General features: G+C 75.0%; 2 protein-coding genes and 1 pseudogene. All 3 read right to left on the minus strand.

Annotated elements, in window-relative coordinates; translation table 11 throughout:
* Window positions 1-131: 131 nt before the first annotated feature.
* Window positions 132-1637 (minus strand): annotated as a pseudogene (locus AB5J73_RS46860) (type I polyketide synthase); the annotation flags it as partial.
* Window positions 1638-1852: 215 nt separating this feature from the next.
* Complete coding sequence (locus AB5J73_RS46865; protein ID WP_370966485.1) at window positions 1853-11023, minus strand: type I polyketide synthase; 9171 nt, start codon at window positions 11021-11023, stop codon at window positions 1853-1855.
* Window positions 11020-25803 (minus strand): type I polyketide synthase, encoded by a 14784-nt coding sequence (locus tag AB5J73_RS46870; protein WP_370966487.1) that lies wholly within the window; start codon window positions 25801-25803, stop codon window positions 11020-11022. Before AB5J73_RS46870 ends, AB5J73_RS46865 begins: the two co-directional genes overlap by 4 nt.
* Window positions 25804-25805 lie beyond the last annotated feature (2 nt).

The following is a 25805-nucleotide window of genomic DNA, read 5'->3' on the forward strand; positions in this document are numbered from 1 at the left end:
TTCCCCGGTGACGACGTTCGCCGCGGGAGCGCCCGCCGCGAGCGCGGCGAGACCCCGGCGAGGTCGCCGACGACGACCGCGCGGTGCGGGAACGCCGTACGGGTCGTGACCAGGGACAGCCCGGTGTCGGCCGGGCCGGTGTGGTCGTGCGCCGCCAGCGCGGCGGCCTGCGCCCGCAACGCCTCGGCCGTCCGCGCGGACAGGACCCACGGCACCGGCCCGGTCGCGGCCGCGGCTTCGGGCTCCTCGGCGTCCGGGGCGGCTTCGAGGATCGCGTGCGCGTTGGTGCCGCTCATCCCGAAGGCGGACACGCCCGCGCGGCGCGGCTCGCCGGTCTCCGGCCACGGCCGGGCCTCGGCGAGCAGCCGGACGCCGCCGGAGGCCCAGTCGACGTGCGAGGTCGGGGCGTCGACGTGCAGCGTCCGCGGGAGGACGCCGTTCCGCATCGCCATGACCATCTTGATCACGCCGGCGACACCCGCGGCGCCCTGCGTGTGGCCGACGTTCGACTTCAGCGAGCCGAGGTACAGCGGGTCGTCGCCGGTGCGGGCGCGGCCGTAGGTGGCCAGCAGGGCCTGCGCCTCGATCGGGTCGCCGAGGGTGGTGCCGGTGCCGTGCGCCTCGACCGCGTCGACCTGCTTCGCCGACAGCCGCGCGCTCGCCAGCGCCTCGGTGATCACGCGTTCCTGCGCGGGACCGTTGGGCGCGGTCAGGCCATTGGAGGCGCCGTCCTGGTTGATCGCCGAGCCGCGGACGACCGCGAGGACGGGGTGGCCGTTGCGCCGCGCGTCCGACAGGCGCTCCAGCACCAGCATGCCGGCGCCCTCGCCCCAGCCGGTGCCGTCGGCGGCCTCGGCGAAGGACTTGCAGCGGCCGTCGGCGGCCAGGCCGCGCTGGCGGCTGAACGCGACGAACGCCGCCGGGGTGGACAGCACGGTCACCCCGCCGGCGAGGGCGAGCGAGCACTCGCGGCGGCGGAGGGCGTGGCACGCCCAGTGCAGCGCGACGAGCGAAGACGAGCACGCGGTGTCGACCGTGACGGCGGCACCGGCGAGGCCGAGGAAGTAGGCGAGCCGCCCGGAGACGACGGCGGTGGCGGTGCCGGTCAGCAGGTGCCCTTCGACGCCGTCCCCGGCGCCGCGCATGAGGTTCGCGTAGTCCTGGCCGGTGTTGCCGACGAAGACGCCGGTCTCCGAGCCGGCCAGCGAAGCCGGGTCGATGCGCGCGCGTTCGATCGCCTCCCAGGTCGTCTCCAGCAGCAGCCGCTGCTGGGCGTCCATGGCGAGGGCCTCGCGCGGGGAGATGCCGAAGAACCCGGCGTCGAAGTCGGCGACGTCGTGCAGGAACCCGCCGGACGCGGTGTGCGAGGTGCCGGGCCGGTCGGGGTCGGGGTCGCGGAGCGCGTCGAGGTCCCAGCCGCGGTTCTCCGGGAAGCCGGTGACGGCGTCGGTGCCCGCGGCGACCAGGTCCCACAGGTCCTGCGGCGACCGGACGCCCCCGGGCAGCCGGCACCCCATGCCGACGATCGCGATCGGCTCCTGCTCGGCGTCCTCGACCGCCTGCAGCCGCTGGCGCGTCTGGTGCAGGTTGGTCGTGACCCACCTGAGGTGCTCGCGCAGCGTCTCCTCGTCGGCCATGTCAGTGCCACCAGCCTTTTCTCCAGCGAACTGCGGAACCCCGGCTCGGCCGCACCGCCGAAAGCGGCACCGGGCCCGCGCCGAAGTGGCATCAATCTGCAGGCTATGGGACCTTTTTTGGGCCTACAACCCCTAATGATCCCCCTTAAAGGGGCCCCTACACAGGGAAAACCCGCCCCCTTGCCGGGGGCGGGTTTTCGTTCAAAAAATTGCTTCTACAATTTCCCGAGGTCATTGTTGATGAATTCGAGCAGTGCGTCGTCGTCGGCGAATTCGAGGCCACCGGCCGGTGCCGGGACGGCCGCCGGTTCGGCGTACCGGCTCAGCAGGGCCTGCAGCCGCACGGTGAGTTCGCCGCGCGTCAGCCGGTCGGGTTCGCCGCCGGCCAGCGCCGTCTCCAGCCGCTCGAGCTCGGCCAGCACGCTCGGGGTCCCGTCCCCCAGCTCGGCCCGCAGGTGCTCGGCGAGCGCGGTCGCGTTGGGGTGGTTGAACACGAGCGTGGCGGGCAGGTCGAGGCCGGTCTCCGCGGCGAGCCTGCCCCGCAGCTCGACGGCGGTGAGCGAGTCGAACCCGAGTTCGGTGAAGGCCCGCTTGGGGTCGACGGCGGCGGTCGTGGCGTGGCCGAGGACGTGCGCGGCCTCGGTCCGGATCAGGCCGACCAGTTCGGCGAGCTGGTCGGCCGGGGCGAGCCCGGCGAGCTTCGTCCGGAAGGCGTCCCCCTGGCCGGCGACGGCTTGCGGCTCGTCGACCCGCGCTTCGGGCAGCTCGTCGAGCAGGCGGCTCGGGCGCGTGGCGGTGAAGGCCGGGGCGAACTTCGCCCAGTCGACGTCCGCGACGACGACGTTCTCGTCCCCGGCCCGCCGCAGCGCGGCGATCGCTTTCTCCGGCGCGAGGGTCGCCAAGCCGCGCCGCCGGAGGTGCTCCTGCGCGGCCGGGTCGGCGGCCATCCCGCCCTCGGCCCACGGCCCCCAGGCGACGGAGGTGGCCACCCGGTTTCGCGCCCGGCGCCGGCTCGCGAGAGCGTCGAGTTCGGCGTTCGCGGCGGCGTAGGCGGTCTGGCCGCCACTGCCCCAGACACCGGCGATGGACGAGAAGAGGACGAAGGCGTCGAGGTCGTCGCCGAGCAGTTCGTCGAGGTGGCGGGCCCCGGCGACCTTGGCTTCCCGGATCCGGTGGAAGTCGTCGTCACCGAGGTCGGCGAAGGCCGTGGCCTGACTGGCCCCGGCGGCGTGCACGACGGCGGTGATCTTCGGGAGCTGCCCGAGGACGCGGGCCAGGTCGTCGCGGTTGCCGACGTCGCAGGCCAGGACACTCGCTTCGGCACCGGCGGCACGCAGCTCGTCGGCGAGGGCGCCGGCGCCCGGCGCTTCCGGGCCACTGCGGCTGAGGAGGACGAGGTGTCCGGCGCCGGAGCGGGCGGCCCAGCGGGCCACGGTCGCGCCGAGGGCGCCGGTGCCGCCGGTGATGAGGACGGTGCCGCTGGGTGTCCACGACGGCGCGGGGTTCGGGAGCGGCGCACGGGCGAGGCGGCGCGCGAAGACGCCGGTGGGGCGGAGGGCGAGCTGGTCCTCGCCGCTGAGGGCGCTGGAGGACCCGGCCACCTGCTGACCCGCGGCGCGCGGGCCGGCGACCGCACCCGAGGACCCGGCCACCCCCAGGCCACCGGAGGCATGCGAACCGGCGGCACCAGCGGACGGGGTCACCGGCTGATCGGCGACGTGCGGGCGAGCGACCGCACCCGAGGCTGCGGCCACACCCTGGCCATCGGAGGCATGCGAGCCGGCGGCACCAGCGGACGGCGCCACCGGCCGACCGGCGGCGCGCGGGCCGGCGACCGCACCCGAGGCTCCGGCCACCCTCTGGCCGCCGGGGGCATGCGAGCCGGCGGCACCAGCGAGCGGGCCGGCGACCGCACCCGAGGCTCCGGCCACCCTCTGGCCGCCGGTCGCGGGCAGGCTGGTGGGGTGGCCCATGATGATTCCCCACAGGCGGGCGACCTGGTGCTCGTCGGGGACCTCCGGCACGTCGATCAGGCCGCCCCAGCGGTCCGGGGTCTCCAGCGCCAGTGCGCGGCCGAAGCCCCAGAGGGCGGCCAGGCCGGGGTCGGCCGGACGGTCGTCGCCCGGTAGCTCCGCCGCGCCGAGGGTCACGCACCACAACGGCGTCGCCGCGTCGGACCTGGCCAGTTTCATGGCCGTGCCGAGGGCGTCGTCGCCCGGTGCCGCGATCAGGATCACCCCGTCGGGCGAGCCGAGTCCTTCCGGCTCGACGACCGGGATGCCCAGTGCGTCCGCCCAGCGCCGGGCCGCGCCGGGGGCGGCCACCGCCACCTGCCGTCCCGGGGTTGCCGGGGTGGGCTCCGCGGCCGGGACCCACGTCACCCGGTAGCGCCAGGAGTCCGTCACCGCGGTTTCGGTCCGGTCCCGGCGCCAGGAAGCCAGTGCCGGCAACACCTTCGCCACGTCGGGCTCCGGCACCCCGGTGCCTGCCGACAGACCGGCCACGTCCGCGCGCTCGACCGCCGCCCAGAACTGCGCGTCGACCTCGCCGCCGACCGGGCGCGGGGCCGGGGCGGGCCAGAACCGTTCGCGCTGGAAAGCGTACGTGGGCAAGGGAATCCGGTGGCCCGGCAGCTCCGTCCAGTCCACCGGCACCCCGGCGGTGTGCAGCCCGGCCAATGCGGCGAAGAACGTCCGTTCTTCCTCGCGGTCCCGCCGCAGCGCCGGAATCGCCTTGCCGGGGACCATCGAACTCAGCACCCCGTCCGGCCCCAGCTCCAAGAACACCCCGACACCGGCGGCTTCCAACGTCGAGACACCGTCGGCGAACCGGACCGCCTCCCGCACGTGCCGCACCCAGTAATCCGCCGTGAACGGCTCCGCGAGAGCACCGCTCACATTCGAGATCACCGGTATCGTCGCAGAGCGGTGATCCAGAGACTCCGCGACCGCGCGGAACTCCTCCAGCATCGGATCCATCAACGGCGAATGGAACGCATGGCTGACGGTGAGGCGCTTGGTCTTCGGGAACTGCGCCGCGATCGCCAGCACCTCGGCCTCGTCGCCGGAGATGACCACCGACTCCGGGCCGTTGACCGCGGCTATCGACACGCCTTCAGTGAGGGTGACGGCCGACTCGGGAGCGGCAATCGAAACCATCGCCCCACCCGGCGGCAGGGCCTGCATCAGGGAAGCGCGCGCGGCGACGAGGCGGCAGGCGTCCTCGAGCGAGAGGACGCCCGCGACGTGGGCCGCCGAGATTTCGCCGATCGAGTGCCCCGCCACGAAGTCCGGGCGGATGCCGAACGACTCGACCAGGCGGAACAACGCCACCTCGACCGCGAACAACGCCGGCTGCGTGAACTCCGTCCGGTTCAGCAACTCAGCATCGTCGAAAGCCGAGCGCAGGCCAGGGAAGTGCCCACACACCTCGTCGAAAGCCGCGGCGTACACCGGGAACCGCCCGTAAAGCCCCCAGCCCATCCCGGCCCGCTGCGCCCCCTGACCGGTGAAGAGAACAGCGAGCGGGCCCGAGCCGGCATCCCCGCGCACCACAGAAGGATCCGACGCACCGTCCGCCAACGCGGTGAGCCCGCGAACCAGCTCACCGTCCTCCGAAGCGAGCACGACCGCCCGCCGGGACAGAGCCGCCCGGCCCGTCGCCAAGGAGAAGGCCAAGTCCGGCAGCGCACCGCGTTCGGCGGCGAGCAACCGGCGGGCCTGCGCACGCACGCCCTCCTCGGTCTGCGCGGACAGGAGCACCGGCAGCACCCCGACCGGCGCCGTGTCGTGGACGACCGCCTCCTCGGGCGCCTGCTCGAGGATCGTGTGCGCGTTCGTCCCCGAGATCCCGAACGACGAAACACCCGCCCGCCGGGGCCGGTCCGACGGCCACTTCCGCGGCTCGGTCAGCAGTTCCACCGCGCCGGACGTCCAGTCCACATGGGACGAAGGCGCGTCCACGTGCAACGTCTGCGGCAGCACGCCGGTGCGCATCGCCATGACCATCTTGATGATCCCGGCGACCCCCGCGGCGGCCTGCGTGTGGCCCAGGTTCGACTTCACCGAACCCAGCCACAGCGGCTCGTCGCGGTCCTGGCCGTAGGTCGCCAGCAACGCCTGCGCCTCGATCGGGTCACCCAGCTTCGTCCCGGTGCCGTGCGCTTCGACGGCGTCCACTTCGGACGGTGAGAGCCCGGCATCCGCGAGAGCGGCGCGGATGACCCTTTGCTGCGAAGGGCCGTTCGGCGCGGTCAGGCCGTTCGACGCGCCATCGGAGTTCACCGCCGAACCCCGCACCACGGCCAGGATCTCGTGCCCCCGTCGGCGTGCGTCCGACAGGCGTTCCACCAGCAGCAGGCCGACACCCTCGCCCCAGCCCGTGCCGTCCGCGCCGTCGGCGAACGCCTTGATGCCGCCGTCCGGGGCCAAGCCGCCCTGCCGGTCGAACTCCACGAACGCGCCCGGGGTCGACATCACCGTGACGCCACCGGCGATGGCGAGATCGCATTCGCCCGCCCGCAGCGCCTGCCGGGCCCAGTGCACCGCCACCAGCGACGACGAGCAGGCCGTGTCCACGGTGACCGCCGGGCCCTCCAGGCCGAACGAGTACGCGATCCGGCCGGAGACGACCGCCGCCGCGTTGCCCGTGCCGACGTAGCCGGCGACCTCGTCACCCGCGTCGGTCAGCAGGGCCGGGTAGTCCTGGCCGTTGGTGCCGGCGAAGACGCCGATCCGTTCGCCGCGCAACGAACGCGGGTCGAGGCCGGCGCGTTCGAACAGCTCCCACGACGTTTCCAGCAGCAGCCGCTGCTGCGGGTCCATGGCCAGCGCCTCGCGGGGCGAGATGCCGAAGAGGCCGGCGTCGAAGTCCGCGGCCCCGCCGAGGAACCCGCCCGGCCGGACGGCGGCGAGGTCGCCCGGCCAGCCGCGGTCGGCGGGCGGGGCGGACAACGCGTCGGCGCCGCGCGCGACGAGGTCCCAGAGGTCTTCCGGCGACCGGACTTCGCCCGGGAACCGGCACGCCATCGCCACGATCGCGATCGGCTCGTCGTCGCCTGCGGGGCCGGCCGCCGGCGTGCCCGGGCCGGGAGCCGACCCGGCGAGCAGGCCGTGCAGGTGCCGGGCGAGGGTGGCCGGGTCGGGGTGGTCGTAGGTCAGCGTGGCGGGCAGGTCGAGCCCGGTGGCGGTGCGCAGCCGGTTGCGGAGTTCGACCGCCGACAACGACGTGAACCCGAGGTCGCTGAACGCCCGGTCGCGGTCGACCGCAGCGGCCGAAGCGTGCCCGAGCACCGCGGCGACGTGCTCGCGGACGAGGCCCAGCACACCGGCGGCGGTGAATTCGAGGACGGCGGGCGGCTCGGCGGGCGGCGCCAGCTCGGCGAGCAGCGGGCTCGGCCGGGCCGCGGTGAACGCCGGGCCGAACACCGGCCAGTCGACGTCGGCGATCGCCAGCGTCGTGTCCCCGGCGGCCAGTGCCCCGCCGAGCGCGGTGAGCGCGAGGTCCGGGTCGAGCGGGCGGAGGCCCGCCGCGCCGAGCCGGGCGGTGACGCCGTCGTCCGCCATCCCGCCGCCGGCCCACGGTCCCCACGCCACGGCGAGTGCGGGCCGGCCCGCGGCGCGGCGCGTCTCGGCCAGCGCGTCGAGCCGGGCGTTGGCCGCGGCGTACCCGGCCTGCCCGGCCGCGCCGAGGGTACCGGCGAGCCCGGAGAACAGCACGAAGGCGTCGAGGCCGTGGGTCAGCTCGTCGAGGTGGAGCGCGCCGTCGACCTTGGCCGCCTCGACCCGCGCGAGGCGCTCCGGGGTCAGCGTGTCGAGGACGCCGTCGTCGAGCACGCCCGCGGTGTGCACCACTCCGCGCAGGTCCGGGATCCGCGCGAGGAGCGCGGCCACGGCGTCCCGGTCGGCGACGTCGCAGGCTTCGACGGCCGTCGGGGTGCCGGCCGCGGTCAGCTCGGCGGCGAGTTCGGTCGCGCCGGGCGCGTCGGGGCCGCGCCGCGACGTCAGGACGAGCCGCTCGGCGCCGTTCGCCGCCGCCCACCGGGCGACCCGGGCACCGAGCGCGCCGGTACCGCCGGTGACGAGGACCGTGCCCCGCCAGCGCCAGTTCGGCGCGCCGCCGGCCGGGGCGGGCACGAGCCGCCGCCCGAAGACGCCGGACGCGCGCACGGACACCTGGTCTTCGCCGCCGCCGAGCACGGCGAGGAGCCGTCCGGCGGCGCGTTCGTCCAGCTCGGCGGGGAGTTCGACGAGACCGCCCCAGCGCTCGGGCACCTCCAGCGCGGCGCTGCGGCCGAGGCCCCAGATGCCGGCCTGGTCCGGTGTCGCGCGGGTCAGGCACCACAGCGGCGCGGCGATCCCCGCGTCACCGAGCGCCTGGAGGAGGACCGTGGTCGAGGCGACGTCGCCGCCGGTGGCGAGCACCCCGGTCCAGTCGTGACCGGCTTCGCGCAGCCGGTCGGCCAACGCCGCGCGGGACTCCCCCGCCGTGGCGAGCGGCAGGACGCCGGTGAGCAGGGTGCCCAGCCGGGCGGCGGTTTCGTCGCCCGCCGGGGCGACCAGCAGCCACTGCCCCGGCGTACCGGCGGCGGGGGTGATCGGCGTCCAGTCGGCGCGGTACCGCCAGCCCGCGATCGTGCGGTCCCGGCGGCTGCGGTGCCGCCAGGCGGACAGCGCCGGTCGCACGGCTTCCGCGAGGTCCTGGTCGAGGCCGAGCGCGTCGGCGAGGTCGTCGGTGTCCGCGCTCTCGACCGCCGCCCAGAAGGCTTGGTCCTCTGTGGACAGTTCGGCAGTATCGGTGAGCCAGTAGTGCTGCCGCTGGAACGCGTAGGTCGGCAGTTCGGCGTGCGCTTCGGCGGGCAGGAACGATGTCCAGTCGACGTCGACGCCGTGGACGTGAACAGTGCTCAACGCCGTGAGCAGTGCTCTCTCTTCAGAGCGGTCTCGTCGTAGAGCACTGATCGCGATTCCGTCGACCATCGCACTGAGGACACCGTCGGGCCCCAGCTCCAGGAACACGCCCACCCCGGCGGCTTCCAGCGTCGAGATGCCGTCGGCGAACCGGACCGCCTCCCGCACGTGCCGGACCCAGTAGTCCGCCGTGAACGGCTCCGCGAGAGCACCGCTCACATTCGAGATCACCGGTATCGTCGCAGAGCGGTGATCCAGAGACTCCGCGACCGCGCGGAACTCCTCCAGCATCGGATCCATCAACGGCGAATGGAACGCGTGGCTCACCTTGAGGCGCTTGGTCTTGGGGAACTGCGCCGCGATCGCCAGGACCGCGGTCTCGTCGCCGGAGATGACCACCGACTCCGGGCCGTTGACCGCGGCGATGGAGACACCCTCGGTGAGGGTGATCTCAGACTCGGGGGCCGCGATCGAGACCATCGCCCCGCCCGTGGGGAGGGCTTGCATCAGGGAGGCACGGGCGGCGACCAGGCGGCAGGCGTCTTCGAGGGACAGGACTCCGGCGACGTGGGCGGCGGAGATCTCGCCGATCGAGTGCCCGGCAACGAAATCCGGGCGGATGCCGAACGATTCGACCAAGCGGAAGAGAGCAACCTCTACTGCGAAGAGTGCGGGCTGGGTGAACTCTGTGCGGTCGAGCAGCTCTGCGTCGGTGAAGGCATCGCGGAGAGCCGGATCGAAGTGGGTGAGAACCGCGTCGAAAGCCGTGGCGTAGACCGGGAAGCGGGCGTAGAGCTCCTGCCCCATCCCGACCCGCTGCGCGCCCTGGCCCGTGAACAGCACCGCCAGTCCGCCCGGCACGACACTGCCGTGCACCAGGTTCGGGGCGCTCCCGCCGGCCGCGAGGGCTTCGAGCCCGGTCCGCATCTCGGCCGCCGAAGCACCGATCACCACGGCCCGGTCCTCGAACGCCGTGCGGCCGGTCAGCAGTGCCGCTCCCACGTCCGGCAGGGCGGCGTCCGTCAACGGCACCAGCGCCGAAGCCTGTGCGCGCAGGGCGTCCGAGCCGCGGGCCGAGACCAGCCACGGGACCGGGCCGGTCACCGCGGTCGAGGTCGGCTCGGCGGGTTCCACCCCTTCGAGGATCACGTGGGCGTTCGTGCCCGAGATCCCGAACGACGACACCGCGGCCCGGCGCGGCCGGTCGGACGGCCACTCGCGGGCCGAGGTGAGCAGTTCCACCGCGCCCGCGGACCAGTCCACTTGGGACGACGGCTCGCCGGCGTGCAGCGTGCGCGGCAGCACGCCGTGCCGCATCGCCTGCACCATCTTGATCACGCCCGCGACGCCGGACGCCGACTGCGTGTGGCCGATGTTCGACTTCACCGAACCCAGCCACAGCGGGGTTTCCCGCTCCTGGCCGTAGGTTTCGAGCAGCGCCTGCGCTTCGATCGGGTCGCCGAGCGAGGTTCCCGTGCCGTGCGCTTCGACGACGTCGATGTCCGATGTGGACAGCCGCGCGGCCGCGAGGGCGGCGGTGATGACCCGGCGCTGGGAGGGGCCATTGGGGGCGGTGAGGCCGTTGGACGCGCCGTCGGAGTTCACCGCCGAGCCGCGCAGGACCGCCAGTACCGGGTGCCCGAGGCGCCGCGCGTCCGACAGCCGCTCGACCAGCAGCAGGCCGACGCCCTCGGCCCAGCCGGTGCCGTCGGCGGCGTCGGCGAACGCCTTGCAGCGCCCGTCGGCCGCGAGGCCGCCCTGCCGGTCGAACTCGGCGAACGTGCCCGGGGTGGCCATCACGGTGACGCCGCCGGCGATCGCCAGGGTGCACTCCCCGCGCCGCAGTGCCTGGGCGGCGAGGTGCAGGGCGACCAGCGACGACGAGCACGCCGAGTCGATCGTGACCGACGGTCCCTCCAGCCCGAGGTGGTAGGACAGCCGCCCGGACAGCACGCTGCCCGCGGTGCCGGTGAGCAGGTAGCCGGCGACGTCTTCGTCCCCGCCGGAGCCGGTGCCGTAGCCGGACGCGGCCCCGCCCACGAACACGCCGGTGCTGCTGCGCTTCACCGACTTCGGCGTGATCCCGGCCCGTTCCAGCAGCTCCCACGACGTCTCCAGCAGCAGCCGCTGCTGCGGGTCCATGGCGAGGGCCTCGCGGGGCGAGATGCCGAAGAACGCCGGGTCGAACTCGGCGGCGCCGTAGAGGAACCCGCCCTGGAACGACCCGGCGGGCCAGCCGCGGTCGGCCGGGAAGCCGCCGATCGCGTCGGTGCCGCTTTCGACCAGCTGCCACAGGTCCTCGGGCGAGCCGACGCCGCCGGGGTAGCGGCAGCTCATGGCCACGATCGCGATGGGCTCCCGGTCCCGGGCCTCGACGTCGGCGAGCCGGTCGCGGGTGTCCTTCAGATCGGCCGTGACGAACTTGAGGTAGTCACGGAGTTTCTGCTCGTTGGCCATGGCCGCCCCACTGTCTTTCACGAGGTCCGGAAGGTGCTGTCGATGAAGTCGAAGAGCTCGTCGTCGCTGGCGTCGCCGAGGTCGGTGCCGGCCCGGTCACCGTCCAGCTCGCTCCAGCGCGCGAGGAAGCCCTTCAGGCGCGCGGTGATCTCGCCGCGCGCGGAGATCCCGGCCAGGTCCGTCTCGGTGACGGTCTCGAACGCGGCTTCGAGCCGGTCGAGCTCGTCGAGCAACCGGATCCGGTCCGGCTCGGCCGGGCCGCCCAGCCGCCGGTCGAGCTCCTCGGCCAGGTCGGCCGCGGTCGGGTGGTCGAAGGCCAGCGACGCCGGCAGGCTCAGCCCGGTCCCCGCGGCGAGCCGGTTGCGCAGCTCGACCGCCATCAGCGAGTCGAAACCGAGCTCCTTGAACGCGCGCTCGGGCCCGATCGCCTGCGCCGTGTGCCCGAGCACGCCCGCGACCTGGTCCAGGACCAGCGTGAGCAGCGCCTTCGGCCGGTCCGCGGCCGGCATCGAAGCGAACCCGCTCTCCTCGGGCTCGGCTTCGGTCAGCGCGGCCCGCACCGCCGGGAGGTCGGCCAGGACCGGCCGGGGCCGGGCCGCGGTGAACACCGGCGCGAACCGGGCCCAGTCGACGTCGGCGACGACGACGGCGGTGTCGTCGGCCGCGAGCGCCCGGCGGAAGGCCGTGACGCCGAGCGCCGGGTCCATCGGCGGGAGGCCGCGCCCGCGCAGCATTCGCACCGCGCCGTCGTCGGCCGCCATCCCGGACTCGGCCCACGGGCCCCAGGCGATCGCGGTCGCGGTGAGCCCGCGGCCACGGCGTTCCTCGGCGAGCGCGTCCAGGAACGCGTTCGCCGCGCCGTAAACCGCCTGCTCGCCGCTGCCCCACACGCCGGAGATCGAGGAGAACAGGACGAACGCGTCCAGGTCGCGGTCGCGGGTCAGCTCGTCGAGGTGCCGGGCGCCGGCCACCTTCCCGGCCAGCACCGCGGTCACCTCGTCGGGCGTGATCGCGGTGAGCGGGCCGTTCTGGCCGGTGCCGGCGGCGTGCACCACCGCGGTCAGCGGCAGATCCGCCGGGATCGCCGCGACGACCTTCGCGAGGGCGTCCCGGTCGGCCGCGTCGCAGGCGGCGAGGGTGACGCGGACGCCGAGGGCGGACAGCTCCGAGGCCAGCTCGGCCGCGCCCGGCGCCTGGGCGCCGCGACGGCCGGTCAGCACGAGGTGCTCGGCGCCGGAAGCGGCCAGTTCGCGGGCGACCGCCGCGCCGAGCGCGCCGGTGCCGCCGGTGACCAGCACCGTGCCGCGCGGCCGCCAGTCCCGCGTCGCCCCGGCCGGGGCGGGGGCGAGCCGCCGGGCGAAGACGCCGTCCGGACGGATGGCGACCTCGTCCTCGGTGCCGTCGGCCAGCACGGCCGCGAGCCGGGCCCCGGCCGCCGCGTCGAGCGTCTCGGGCAGGTCGGCGAGGCCGCCCCAGCCGGACGGCAGCTCCAGGGCCGCGATCCGGCCGAAGCCCCAGGTCGTCGCCTGGCCGGGCCGGGTCACGTCCTTGACCGCGCCCCGGGTGAGGCACCACAGGCGGGCCGGGACGCCGGAGTCGGCGAAGGCCTGGGTGAGCACCAGGTTGGCGGCGAGCCCGGCCTCGGCGTCGCCGTCGACGGCCAGCAGCGACACGACTCCTTCGACGCCGGCGTGGTCGCGCAGCAGCGTCGTCAGCGCGGCCCGGTCGAGGCGACCGGAGTCGACCACGGGCTCGGCGCCGTGCGCGGCCAGCGCCTGCGCCACCTCGCCGGCGAGGTCGTCCGCGCCGAGGACGAGCCAGCGGCCGGTCAGCCGTCCGGTGGTCTCGGCCAGCGGACGCCAGGTGACGCGGTAGCGCCAGGCGTCCACAGTGGACGACGAGCGCCAGCGGCCGAGCGCCGCCATGGCGTGGTCGTCCAGTCCGAGGTCGCCCGCGTCGACCGCGGCCCAGAAACCCCGGTCGCCTTCGGCCGGCGGCGCGGGCTCGAGCCAGAACCGCGACCGCTGGAAGGCGTAGGTCGGCAGCGCGGTCCGCCGGGCGCCGGCGAGCAGGGCTCGGGCGTCGAGCGGGAAGCCGGCGACCCGGAGCCGGGCGAACGCCGTGACCAGGGCGCGCGGCTCGTCCTCGCCGTCCCGCAGCGTCGGTACCGCAGGGAGATCGGTGCTCTCGGCCGCCATCGCGGACAGCACGCCGTCGGGGCCGAGCTCGAGGAACGTGCTCGCGCCCTGCTCGGCGAGCGTCGTCACCGCGTCGGCGAAGCGGACGGCTTCACGCACGTGCCGCACCCAGTACTCCGCGGTGTACGGCTCGGCGAGAGCACCGCTCACATTCGAGATCACCGGAATCTCCGCCGGGTGGTACGTCAAGGTCTCGGCCACCGCGCGGAACTCGGCCAGCATCGGGTCCATCAGCGGCGAGTGGAAGGCGTGGCTGACGCGCAGCCGCTTGGTCTTCACCCCGCGCCCCGCGAACTCCGCGGCGAGCGCGAGCACCGCGGTTTCCTCGCCCGAGAGCACGGTGCTGTGAGGACCGTTGACCGCCGCGATGCCGACGCCGTCGCCCGGCAGCTCGGCCCGGACGTCGGCCTCGGGAGCGCCGATCGCGACCATCGCGCCGCCCTCGGGCAGCGCCTGCATCAGGCTCGCGCGGGCGGAGACCAGCGCGCACGCGTCGGGCAGCGACAGCACGCCGGCGACGTGCGCGGCGGCCAGCTCGCCGATCGAGTGCCCGGCCACGAAGTCCGGCCGGACGCCCCAGGACTCGACGAGCCGGAACAGCGCGACTTCGAGGGCGAAGATCGCGGGTTGCGCGTAGCCGGTGCGGTCGAGCAGATCCGTGTCGATGACCTCGTGCAGCGGCAGGTCGGTGTCCAGCAGTGCGGAGATTTCGTCGAAGGCTTCCGCGAAGACCGGGAACCGCGCGTACAGCTCGCGGCCCATCCCGGCCCGCTGCGCGCCCTGGCCGGTGAAGAGCACCGCCAGCCGGCCCGGGTTCCCGCTGCCGGTGAGCGCGCCGAGGTCGCCGCCGGCGATCGCGGCCAGCCCGGCGAGCAGCTCGGCGCCGGTCTCCCCGACGACGGCAGCACGGTGCCCGAGGTCGGCGCGGGTGGTGGCCAGGCTCAGCGCGACGTCGGCGGGCACGTCCTCGCCGAGGAACTCGTGCAGCCGGGCGGCTTGCGCCCGCAGCGCCGCCGGGCTCTTGGCCGACAGCACCCACGGCACCGGCCCGGAAACCGGCTCGCGCTCCTCGACCTCGACGGGCGGTGCCTGCTCCAGGATGGTGTGCGCGTTGGTGCCCGAGATGCCGAACGACGACACCCCGGCCCGCCGGGGCCGGTCGGAAGTCCATGCGCGCGACTCGGTCAGCAGCTCGACCGCACCCGCCGTCCAGTCCACATGGGACGAAGGCGCGTCGACGTGCAACGTCCGCGGCAGCACGCCGTGGCGCATCGCCTGCACCATCTTGATGACGCCCGCGACCCCCGCGGCGGCCTGGGTGTGACCCAGGTTGGACTTCACCGAGCCGAGGTACAACGGCGTCGAGCGGTCCTGGCCGTAGGTCGCCAGCAGCGCCTGGGCTTCGATCGGGTCACCGAGCTTCGTCCCGGTGCCGTGCGCCTCCACCGCGTCCACTTCGGACGGAGCAAGGCCGGCGTCCGCGAGGGCCGCCTTGATCACCCGCTGCTGCGAGGGACCGTTCGGCGCCGTCAAGCCGTTCGACGCGCCGTCCGAGTTCACCGCCGAACCCCGCACCACGGCGAGGACTTCGTGGCCGTTGCGGCGCGCGTCCGACAGCCGTTCCACCAGCAGCAGGCCGACGCCTTCGGCCATGCTGGTGCCGTCCGCGCCCTCGGCGAACGCCTTGACCCGGCCGTCTTCGGCCAAGCCGCGCTGCTGGCTGAAGGCGAGCAGGACGCCGGGGGCGGGCATGACCGTCACGCCGCCGGCGAGCGCCAGATCGCATTCGCCGCGCCGCAGCGCCTGCACCGCCAGGTGCAACGCCACCAGCGACGACGAACACGCCGTGTCCACCGTCAGCGACGGGCCTTCCAAGCCGAACACGTACGACAGCCGGCCCGACGCCACCGACGACGTCCCGCCGGTCATCAGGTGCCCTTCGAGGCCGTCGGTCGCCGCGCCCGCGCCGTAGCCGGAGGTGGCGGCGCCGACGAACACGCCGGTCCGGCTGCCCCGGGCCGACGCCGGGTCGATGCCGGCGCGTTCGAACGCCTCCCAGGTCGCTTCGAGCAGGAGCCGCTGCTGCGGGTCCATGGTGAGCGCCTCGCGCGGCGCGATCTCGAACAGTTCCGGGTCGAAGCGGTCGGCGTCCGGCACGAAACCGCCGTTGCGCGTGTAGATCCGGCCCGGCGTGCCGGGTTCCGGGTGGTAGAGCCCGTCGAGGTCCCAGCCGCGGTCGGCGGGGAACGGCGTGATCGCGTCGGCGCCCCCGGCCACCAGGGACCACAGGTCTTCGGGCGAGGCGACGGAACCCGGGTAGCGGCAGCTCATCGCGACGATGACGATCGGGTCGTCCCCGCTCGGCCCGGCGTGGACCTCGGCGGCCGGTTCGACGGCGCCGCCGAAGAGCTCGGTCCGCAGCAGCGCCACGAGCGCCGCCGGGGCCGGGTGGTCGAACACCAGCGTCGCCGGCAGCCGCAGGCCGGTCGCGGCGCCGAGGCGGTTGCGCAGCTCGACGGCGGTCAGGGAGTCGAAGCCGAGTTCGGCGAACGAGCGGCCGGGCTCGATCTCGTCGGCGGTGTCGTGCCCGAGCACCGCGGCGACGTGGTCGCGGACCAGCTCCAGGAGCCGCCGGTCGCGCTCGGCGGCGGGCAGCACCCGCAGCCGGGCGGCCAGCCCGCCGTCGCCGGTGGTGGCCGCGGTGGCGGCCCGGCGGGTGGCGCGGACGAGCCCGCGCAGCAGCGGCGGCACCGGACCGTTCGCCGCCGAAAGGTCGAGCCGGGCCGGGATCGCGAGGGTTTCGCCGCGGGCGACGGCCGCGTCGAACAGCGCCAGTCCTTCGGTGTCGGACAGCCCGGTCATGCCGCCCCGCGACATGCGCGCCAGGTCCGCGGCGCCGAGGTGCCCGGTCATCCCGCTCGCCTCCGCCCACAGGCCCCAGGCCAGGGAGACGCCCGGCAGGCCGAGGGCCCGGCGGTGCGCGGCCAGTGCGTCGAGCGCGGTGTTGGCGGCGGCGTAGTTGCCCTGCCCGGCCGTGCCGAACACGCCGGCGGCGGCCGAGAAGAGCACGAACAGCGCCAGGTCCTGGCCGCGGGTCAGCTCGTGCAGGTTGACGGCGGCGTCGACCTTGGGCCGCAGCACGTCCGCGAGCCGCGCCGCGTCGAGGCCGGTGAGCAGGCCGTCGGCGAGGACACCCGCGGTGTGCACGACCCCGGTCAGCGTGCGGCCGGCCAGCAGCTCGGCCAAGGCGTCGCGGTCGGCGGCGTCGCACGCGGCGACGGTCACCTCGGCGCCCAGCGCGGTCAGGTCGGCCGCCAGCTCGGCGGCGCCCGGCGCGGCCGGGCCGCGGCGGCTGACCAGCAGCAGCCGCCGGACGCCGTGCGCGGTCACCAGGTGCCGCGCGATCCGCGCGCCGAGCGTGCCGGTGCCGCCGGTGACGAGCACGGTGCCGGCCGGGTCGAGCGGGCGCGGCAGGGTGACGACGTTCTTGCCGACGTGCCGGGCCTGGCTGATGAACCGGAACGCCTCCGGCACCTGCCGCACGTCCCAGGTCCGCCGCGGCAGCGGGGTGAGCGCACCGGCTTCGAACAGCCCGGCGAGTTCGCGCAGGATCTCCCGCAGGCGCTCGGGTCCGGCTTCGATGAGGTCGAACGCCCGGTAGACGACGCCCTCGTGGGTACGGGCCACTTCGTCGGCGTCGCGGACGTCGGCCTTGCCCATCTCGACGAACCGGCCGCCGCGCGGCAGCAGCCGCAGGGAAGCGTCGACGAACTCGCCCGCGAGGGCGTCGAGCACGACGTCGACCCCGCGCCCACCGGTCGCCGCGCGGAAGTGGTCCTCGAAGGACAGTGCGCGGGAGTCTCCGATGTGGACGGTGTCGAGGCCCAGTTCCCTGAGTACGTCGTGCTTCCCGGTGCTCGCGGTGGCGAACACCTCGGCGCCGTGGTGCCGGGCGAGCTGGACGGCGGCCATGCCGACGCCGCCGGCCGCCGCGTGCACGAGCACCGACTGGCCCGCGCGCAGGCCGCCGAGGTCGAACAGCCCGTAGTAGGCGGTGGCGAAGGCGACGGGCACCGACGCGGCTTCGGCGAAGCTCCACCCGGCCGGCATCGGGGTGACCAGGCGGTGGTCGGTCACGGCGACCGGGCCGAGCGCACCGGTGAACAGCCCGGTCACGCGGTCGCCGGCGGCGAGCCCGCGCACCCGGTCCCCCGTCTCGAGGACGACACCGGCGGCCTCGCCGCCCATCAGCGCCTGCCCCGGGTACATCCCGAGGGTGATCAGAACGTCGCGGAAGTTCAGCCCGGCCGCGCGGACTTCGACGCGGATCTCGTCGGGCCCGAGCTCGGCCCCGGCTTCCGGTGCCGGGAGCGTCGCGAGGCCGTCGAGGGTGCCGGTGCCGGTCGTGCCGACGCGCCAGTGCTCGTCCCCCGGCAGCGTCAGTTCGGCGGCCGGGCGGGCCAGCCGCGCGGCGAGCAGGGTTCCCGCGCGGGCGGCGAGCTGCGGTTCGCCGGACGCCAGCGCGGTGCCGATGGCGGCCGTGGCGTCGGACCGGTCGTCGAGGTCCAGGAGCACGAACCGGCCGGGGTTCTCCGACTGGGCCGAGCGGATCAGCCCCCAGGCCGGGGCCTGGGCCAGGCCGGGCACCGGGTCGCCGGGCAGCGCGGCGAGGGCGCCGGTGGTGAGCACGACCAGCCGGGCGGCGGCGAACCGCTCGTCCGCCAGCCACTCCTGCGCGGTCGCGAGGACGTGCGCGGCGACGGCGTGCGGGCCGGTGCCGGCGACCGGCAGCACCACGGCGTCCGGTACCTCGGCGAGGTCGCCGAGGGCACCCGAAAGCCAGGTGAACCCGGGCACCTCACCGGTCGCGGTCACCGGTGCCCACTCGGTGCGGAAGAGCGCGTCCGGTACGTCGTCCACTGTGGACGCGACCTGGAACGCCAGCGAGCCGATGCCGGCGACCGGGTGGCCGGCCGGGTCGGTGGCCAGGACCGACACCGCGTTCGGTCCCGCCTGGCTCAGCCGGACCCGCAGGGCGGTGGCCCCGGCCGCGAACACGCTGACGTCGGTGAAGGCGAACGGGAGCCGAGCCTGGCCGTCGTCGGGGAAGAACGCGCCGAGCCCGAGCGCGTGCAGGGCGGCGTCGAGCAGGGCGGGGTGCACGGCGAACGCGTCGGTAGCGGGCAGCTCGACCTCGGCGAACACCGCACCGTCGAGCCGCCAGGCGGCGCGCAGGCCGCGGAAGGCGGGCCCGTAGTGGTAGCCGGCCTCGGCGAGGGCGGTGTAGTGGCGCTCGACGTCGAGGGCTTCCGCGCCGGCGGGCGGCCACTCGGCCAGCGTCCCGGGTTCCGGCGCGCCGGGGGCCAGGACGCCTTGGGCGTGCCGGGTCCAGCGCGCGCCGGGGCGGTCCGGGCGCGAGCTGATGGTCAGGCCGCGGCGGCCGTCCTCGCCCGGTGCCTCGACGACGACCTGGAGCTGGACGCCGCCGGTGGCGGGCACGGCGAGCGGCGCGCCGAGGGTGAGCTCTTCGACGGTGCCGCAGCCGGTGTGGTCGCCCGCGTGGACGGCGAGCTCGGCGAACGCGGTGCCGGGCAGGAGGGCGGTGCCGAGGACTTCGTGGTCGCCGAGCCACGGGTGCGTCTGCCGGGACAGCCGTCCGGTGAGGACGAGCCGGTCCTCCTCGGCGAGGGTGACCGCGGCGCCCAGCAGCGGGTGCTCGACGGCACCGAGGCCGAGCCCGGCGGCGTCGCCGGTGCGGGTGGCCGGGCGGGGCCAGTACTGCTTGCGCTGGAAGGCGTACGTCGGGAGGTCGACGACCCGGGCGGCCGGGAAGGCCGGCGTCCAGTCGACGGCGACGCCGTGGACGTGGGCTTCGGCGACCGCGGTGTGGAAGCGGGTCAGGCCACCGTCGTCGCGGCGGAGGCTTCCCAGCGCGACGACGTCTTCCCCGAGCGCCATGGTCAGCACCGGGTGCGGCGACGCCTCGATGAACGTGCCGAACCCTTCGCTCTTCAGCCGCTCGATCGCGGTGTCCAGGCGGACCGTGCTGCGCAGGTTCGTGTACCAGTACTCGGCGTCGACCCGCTCGTTCCACTGCCCCGTCACCGTCGAGAGGAACGCGATCGTGCCTTCGCGGGGCGTGATCGGGGCGAGGACCGCTCGCAGCTCTTCGCGGAGTTGCTCGACCTGCGCCGAGTGGGAGGCGTAGTCCACCGGGACGCGCTTGGCGCGGATGCCGTCGGCTTCGCAGGACGCGATCAGCTCCTCGAGGGCCCGGGGTTCGCCGGAGACCACGACCGCGGCGGGGCCGTTGACCGCGGCGATCGAGAGGCCGCCGGTCAGCCGTCCTTCGACGGTTTCGCGGCCGGCGGCCACCGAGACCATGCCGCCCCGCCCGGCGAGGGCGAGGATCGCCTTGCTGCGCAGCGCGACCACCCGCGCACCGTCCTCGAGGGACAGTGCGCCGGACACCACGGCCGCGGCGATCTCCCCCTGCGAGTGGCCGACCACCGCGTCCGGGACCACCCCGAACGAACGCCACAGCTCCGCGAGGGAGACCATCACCGCGAACAGCGCGGGCTGGACCACGTCGACCCGGGTCAGGGCTTCGACGTCGTCGAGGACCTCTCGCAGCGACCAGTCCGCGAAGGGGCTCAGGGCGGCCGCGCATTCGTCGAGGCAAGCGGCGAACACCGGGGCGGCGCTCGCGAGTTCGAGGGCCATCCCGGCCCACTGGGAACCCTGGCCCGGGAACACCAGCGCGACCTTGCCGGGCGCGTCGGCCACCCCGGTGACGACGTCCGCCGCCGGGGTGCCCTCCGCCAGCGCGGCCAAGCCGGCCGGGAGGTCGCCGACCACGACCGCGCGGTGCGGGAGCCGGGCCCGGGTGGTCGCCAGGGAGAACCCGATGTCGGCCGGCGCACCGGCCACCCCGAGCAGCGCCCGCGCTTGACCGCGCAGGGCGTCGGCCGAGCGGGCGGAAAGCACCCACGGGACCGGTTCCGTCGCGGGGCTCGGCGCGGTTTCGGGCTGGGGAACGGCTTCCAGGACGGTGTGCGCGTTGGTGCCGCTCATGCCGAACGACGACACCGCCGCCCGCAGCGGCCGGTCGGCCGTCCACTCGCGCGATTCCGTCAGCAGCTCGACCGCACCGGCCGTCCAGTCCACATGGGACGAAGGCGCGTCGACGTGCAGCGTCCGCGGCAGCACGCCGTGCCGCATCGCCATGACCATCTTGATCACGCCGGCGACACCGGCCGCCGCCTGGGTGTGGCCGATGTTGGACTTCACCGAACCCAGGTACAGCGGCGTCGAGCGGTCCTGGCCGTACGTCGTTAGCAGCGCCTGGGCTTCGATCGGGTCACCGAGCGTGGTTCCGGTGCCGTGCGCTTCGACCGCGTCGACGTCCGAAGTGGACAGACCGGCGTCGGCCAGCGCGGCACGGATGACCCGCTGCTGGGCCGGGCCGTTGGGGGCGGTGAGGCCGTTGGAAGCGCCGTCCTGGTTGACCGCCGAGCCGCGGACCACGGCCAGTACCCGGTGACCGTTGCGCTCGGCGTCCGACAGCCGCTCGAGCAGCACCAGGCCCGCGCCTTCGCCCCAGGCCGTGCCGTCCGCGGCCTCGGCGAACGCCTTGCAGCGGCCGTCCGCGGCGAGCCCGCGCTGGCGGCTGAACTCGACGAACGTGCCCGGCGTGGCCATCACGGTCACGCCGCCCGCCAGCGCCATCGAGCACTCGCCCAGGCGCAGCGACTGGACGGCCAGGTGCAGCGCGACCAGCGAAGACGAGCACGCCGTGTCGACCGAGACCGCCGGACCCTCCAGCCCAAAGGTGTAGGCCAGGCGGCCCGAGGCGACGCTCGCCGCGTTGCCGGTGGCGATGTGCCCTTCGAGGGCGTCGGCCGAGCCGAGGAGCAGCGTCGTGTAGTCGTGGCTGTTGGTGCCGGCGAACACACCGGTCCGGCTGCCCCGGACCGAAGCCGGGTCGATGCCCGCGCGCTCGAACGCTTCCCACGTGAGCTCCAGCAGGAGGCGCTGCTGCGGGTCCATCGCGAGGGCCTCGCGCGGCGAGATGCCGAAGAAGCCGGCGTCGAAGCCGCCCGCGGCGTCGAGGAACGCGCCCTCGGTGACGCTCACCGAGCCGAGCCGCGAGGGGTCGGCGTCGTACAGGTTCTCCAGGTCCCAGCCGCGGTCGGCCGGGAAGCCGGAGACCGCGTCCGCGCCGCCGGACACCAGGCGCCACAGGTCTTCCGGCGACGCGATCCCGCCCGCGTACCGGCAGCTCATCGCGACGATGGCGATCGGCTCGTCGGCGGCCGCGGCCACCGTCGTGGTGGTTTCGGCGGCGGCGTCGCCCAGGACGCCGGCCCGCAGGTGGGCGGCCAGCGCGGCCGGGGTCGGCCAGTCGTAGACGAGCGTCGCGGGCAGCGCGAGCCCCGTCTCCGCGCGCAGGGCGTCCCGCAGCTCGATCGCGGTCAGCGAGTCGAAGCCGATCTCCTGGAAGGCGCGGTCCGGCGCGACGGCGGCCGCGCTCGCGTGCCCGAGCACCGCGGCGGCCTGGTCCCGGACGAGCTGCAGCAGCACCTCGTCGGCGACCGCCGGGGACAGCCCGCGCAGCCGGGCGACGAGACCTCCGGTCGCGGGGGCGCCCGGCTCGGGGACGGCGCCGGGGATCCCGGTCAGCAGCGGGCTCGGCCGCCGCGAGGTGAAGGCGGCGGCGAACCGCGGCCAGTCGACGTCGGCGAAGGTGACGGTCGTGTCCCCGCCCGCGGCGCGCAGCAGCGCGGTCACGGCCACTCCCGGCTCCAGCGCGCGCAGCCCGCGGCGGAGCAGGTAGTCCTCGGCGTCGTTGTCGGCGGCCATCCCGCCGTCGGCCCACGGGCCCCAGGCCACGGCCGTGGCGGCGAGACCGCGGGCGCGGCGGCCTTCGGCGAGCGCGTCGAGGAAAGCGTTCGCGGCGCCGTAGAGCGCCTGCTGCCCGCTGCCCCACACCCCGGCGATCGAGGAGAACAGGACGAACGCGTCGAGGTCGGCGTCGGCCAGGAGCTCGTCGAGGTGACGGGCGCCGGCCGCCTTGGCGGCCCACAGTTCGGCGACCGCCGAGCCGTCCACTTCGGACAGCGGCGCGGACCGGACGACCCCCGCGGTGTGCACGACGGCGGTGAGCCCGGGGCTGACGCGCTCGATCAGCTCGGCGAGGAACTCCCGGTCGGCGACGTCGCCAGCCGCGAACGTCACCCGCACGTCCAGTTCGTCGGCCAGTTCGGCCGCGCCGGGGGCGTCGGCCCCGCGGCGGGAGACCAGCACCAGGTGGTCGGCGCCGTCCCGGGCGAGGCGGCGGGCGACGTGCGCGCCCAGCGCGCCGGTCCCGCCGGTGACGAGCACCGTGCCGCGCGGGGTCCACGCGGGGGCCGCGACCGGCTCGGCGGGTGCCAGCCGCCGCCCGAAGTCGCCCTCGGCGCGGAGGGCGATCTGGTCTTCGGCACCGTTCAGCCGGGCGAAGAACCGTGCCGCGGTGCCGGAGTCCACTTCGGACGGCAGGTCGAGCAGGCCGCCCCAGCGATCGGGCAGTTCGAGCGCGGCGGCGCGGCCGAGACCCCAGACGGCGGCCTGGCCGGGATCCGGCGCCGGGTCGGTTCCGGTGGCGCGAACGGCCCCGGAGGTGACGCACCACAGCGGGGCGCCGACCCCGGCGTCGGCGAGTTCACGCAGGAGGTCGACGGTCCGCTCGAGCCCGGCGCCGCTGAACACGACGACCGGCTCGGCGTCGCCGAGGGTGCCGTCGAACGGGATGACCCGGCCGTTCCAGCTTTCGAGGACGGCTGCCAGCTGCGGGGACGGGTCGACGACCAGGCAGTCGCCCTGGGGTGCGGCGGCTTCGGCGGGGTCCAGTGCGGTCCAGGTGACGCGGTACCGGCACGCGTCCGCGGCCGTGGCCTCGTCACGGCGTTGCCGCACGGCGGCCAGTGCGGGCCGCAGGGTGTCCTCGGGCAGGCCGAGTTCGGCGGCGAGCGCCGAGACGTCCACGTCGGCCTGCGGGGCGGGGGTGGGCCAGAACCGTTCCCGCTGGAACGGGTAGGTGGGCAGGTCGATCCGCGGGCCGGCGGGCAGGTAGGCGGCCCAGTCGACGGCGCCGCCGTGCACCCACACCCCGGCGAGGGCGGTCACGAGCGTCCGCTCCTCGTCGCGGTCACGCCGCAGCGCGGGGAAGGACGAACCCGGCACCATCGCGCTGAGCACCCCGTCCGGCCCCAGCTCCAGGAAGACCCGCACGCCCTCGGCTTCCAGCGCGGCCACCCCGTCGGCGAACCGGACGGCCTCCCGCACGTGCCGCACCCAGTAGTCCGCCGTGAACGACTCGGCGAGAGCACCGCTCACATTCGAGATCACCGGTATCGTCGCAGAGCGGTAGGTCAAAGCTTCGGCGACCGCACGGAACTCGCCGAGCATGGGATCCATCAGCGGCGAGTGGAACGCGTGGCTCACCGTGAGGCGCTTGGTTTTCGGGAACTGCGCGGCGATCGCCAGCACCTCGGCCTCATCGCCCGAAATGACCACCGACTCCGGACCGTTCACCGCCGCGATCGACACACCCTCGGTCAGCACGATCTCCGACTCGGGGGCCGCGATCGAGACCATCGCACCGCCCGAGGGCAGGGCCTGCATCAGCGACGCCCGCGCGGAAACCAGACGGCACGCGTCCTCAAGCGACAGCACACCGGCGACATGGGCGGCGGAGATTTCGCCAATGGAGTGCCCGGCAACGAAATCCGGACGGACACCGAACGACTCCACCAACCGGAACAACGCCACCTCGACCGCGAACAACGCCGGCTGCGTGAACTCCGTACGGTTCAGCAACTCAGCATCGTCGAAAGCCGAGCGCAGGTCAGGGAAGTGCCCACACACCTCGTCGAAAGCCGCGGCGTACACCGGGAACCGCGCGTACAGTTCGCTGCCCATCCCGATCCGCTGCGCGCCCTGACCGGTGAACAGCACCGCCAGCCGGGCACCCTCACGGACTTCGCCAGTGATCAGGTTCGGTTCGAGGACGACCGCCCGGTGCTCGAACGCCGTCCGGGTGGTGGCCAGCGCGCGGGCGATGTCCACCGGGTCGGCCGGCACCTCGGCGAGCCGGGAGACCTGCGCCTGCACCGCTTCCGGTGTCTTCGCCGACAGCACGAACGGCGTCAGCGTGCCGACCGGCGGCTCCGCCGGCACCGGCTCGGCGGGCGGGACGGCTTCGAGGATCGTGTGCGCGTTCGTGCCGCTGACCCCGAACGACGACACCGCGGCCCGCCGCGGCCGGTCACCCGAAGGCCACTCGCGGGCCTCGGTCAGCAGCTCGACCGCACCCGCCGACCAGTCCACATGGGACGAAGGCGCGTCCACGTGCAGCGTCCGCGGCAGCACCCCGTGCCGCATCGCCATGACCATCTTGATGATCCCCGCGACCCCGGCCGCGGCCTGGGTGTGCCCGATGTTCGACTTCACCGAGCCGAGCCACAACGGCGTCGAGCGGTCCTGCCCGTAGGTGGCCAGGAGCGCCTGGGCTTCGATCGGGTCGCCGAGGGTCGTCCCGGTGCCGTGCGCCTCGACGACGTCGATGTCCGAAGTGGACAGCCGGGCGCTGTCGAGCGCCGCGCGGATCACCCGCTGCTGGGACGGGCCGTTCGGCGCGGTCAGGCCGTTGGACGCGCCGTCGGAGTTGACCGCCGAACCCCGCACCAGCGCCAGGACTTCGTGGCCGTGGCGCCGCGCGTCCGAGAGGCGCTCCACGAGGAGCATCCCGACGCCTTCGCCCCAGCCGGTGCCGTCGGCCGCCTCGGCGAACGCCTTGACGCGGCCGTCCGGCGCGAGCCCGCGCTGCTTGCTGAACTCGACGAACGTGCCCGGTGTCGCCATCACGGTCGCGCCGCCGGCCAGTGCCAGGTCGCATTCGCCCTGCCGCAGGGCCTGCACGGCGAGGTGCAGCGCGACCAGCGACGACGAGCACGCCGTGTCGACGGTCAGCGAAGTGCCCTCGAACCCGAACAGGTACGACAGCCGCCCGGAGACGACGCTCGCCGCGTTGCCGGTGCCGAGGTAGCCCTCGACGTCCTCGGCCGACGAGCGCAGCAGCGTCAGGTAGTCCTGGCCGTTGGAGCCGACGAAGACCCCGGTCCGGCTGCCCCGGACCGAAGCGGGGTCGATGCCGGCCCGTTCGAAGGCCTCCCACGACGTCTCCAGCAGGAGCCGCTGCTGGGGGTCCATGGCGAGCGCCTCGCGCGGCGAGATCCCGAAGAACCCGGCGTCGAAGAGGTCGGCGTCGTGCAGGAAAGCGCCTTCACGCGCGTACGTCGTCCCCGGGCGGCCTTCGTCGAACAGCGTCGCGGTGTCCCAGCCGCGGTTGGCGGGGAACGCCGTGACGGCGTCACCACCGCGGGCCACCAGGTCCCACAGCCCTTCCGGCGAGCGCACGCCGCCGGGGAACCGGCAGGCCATCGCGACGATGGCGACCGGCTCGGTCGCCGCCTCGACGAGCTGCCGGTTCTGCCGCCGCAGCCGCTCGGCCTCCTTGACGGAGGCGCGCAGCGCGTCGAGCACCTTCTCGGGCGTGGCCATGG

Source organism: Amycolatopsis sp. cg9, assembly GCF_041346945.1.
Taxonomy (GTDB): domain Bacteria; phylum Actinomycetota; class Actinomycetes; order Mycobacteriales; family Pseudonocardiaceae; genus Amycolatopsis.

Coding starts and splice junctions, on each gene's coding strand:
- AB5J73_RS46870 (WP_370966487.1), bottom strand. CDS start 25,803: ATGGCCACGCCCGAGAAGGTGCTCGACGCGCTGCGCGCCTCCGTCAAG.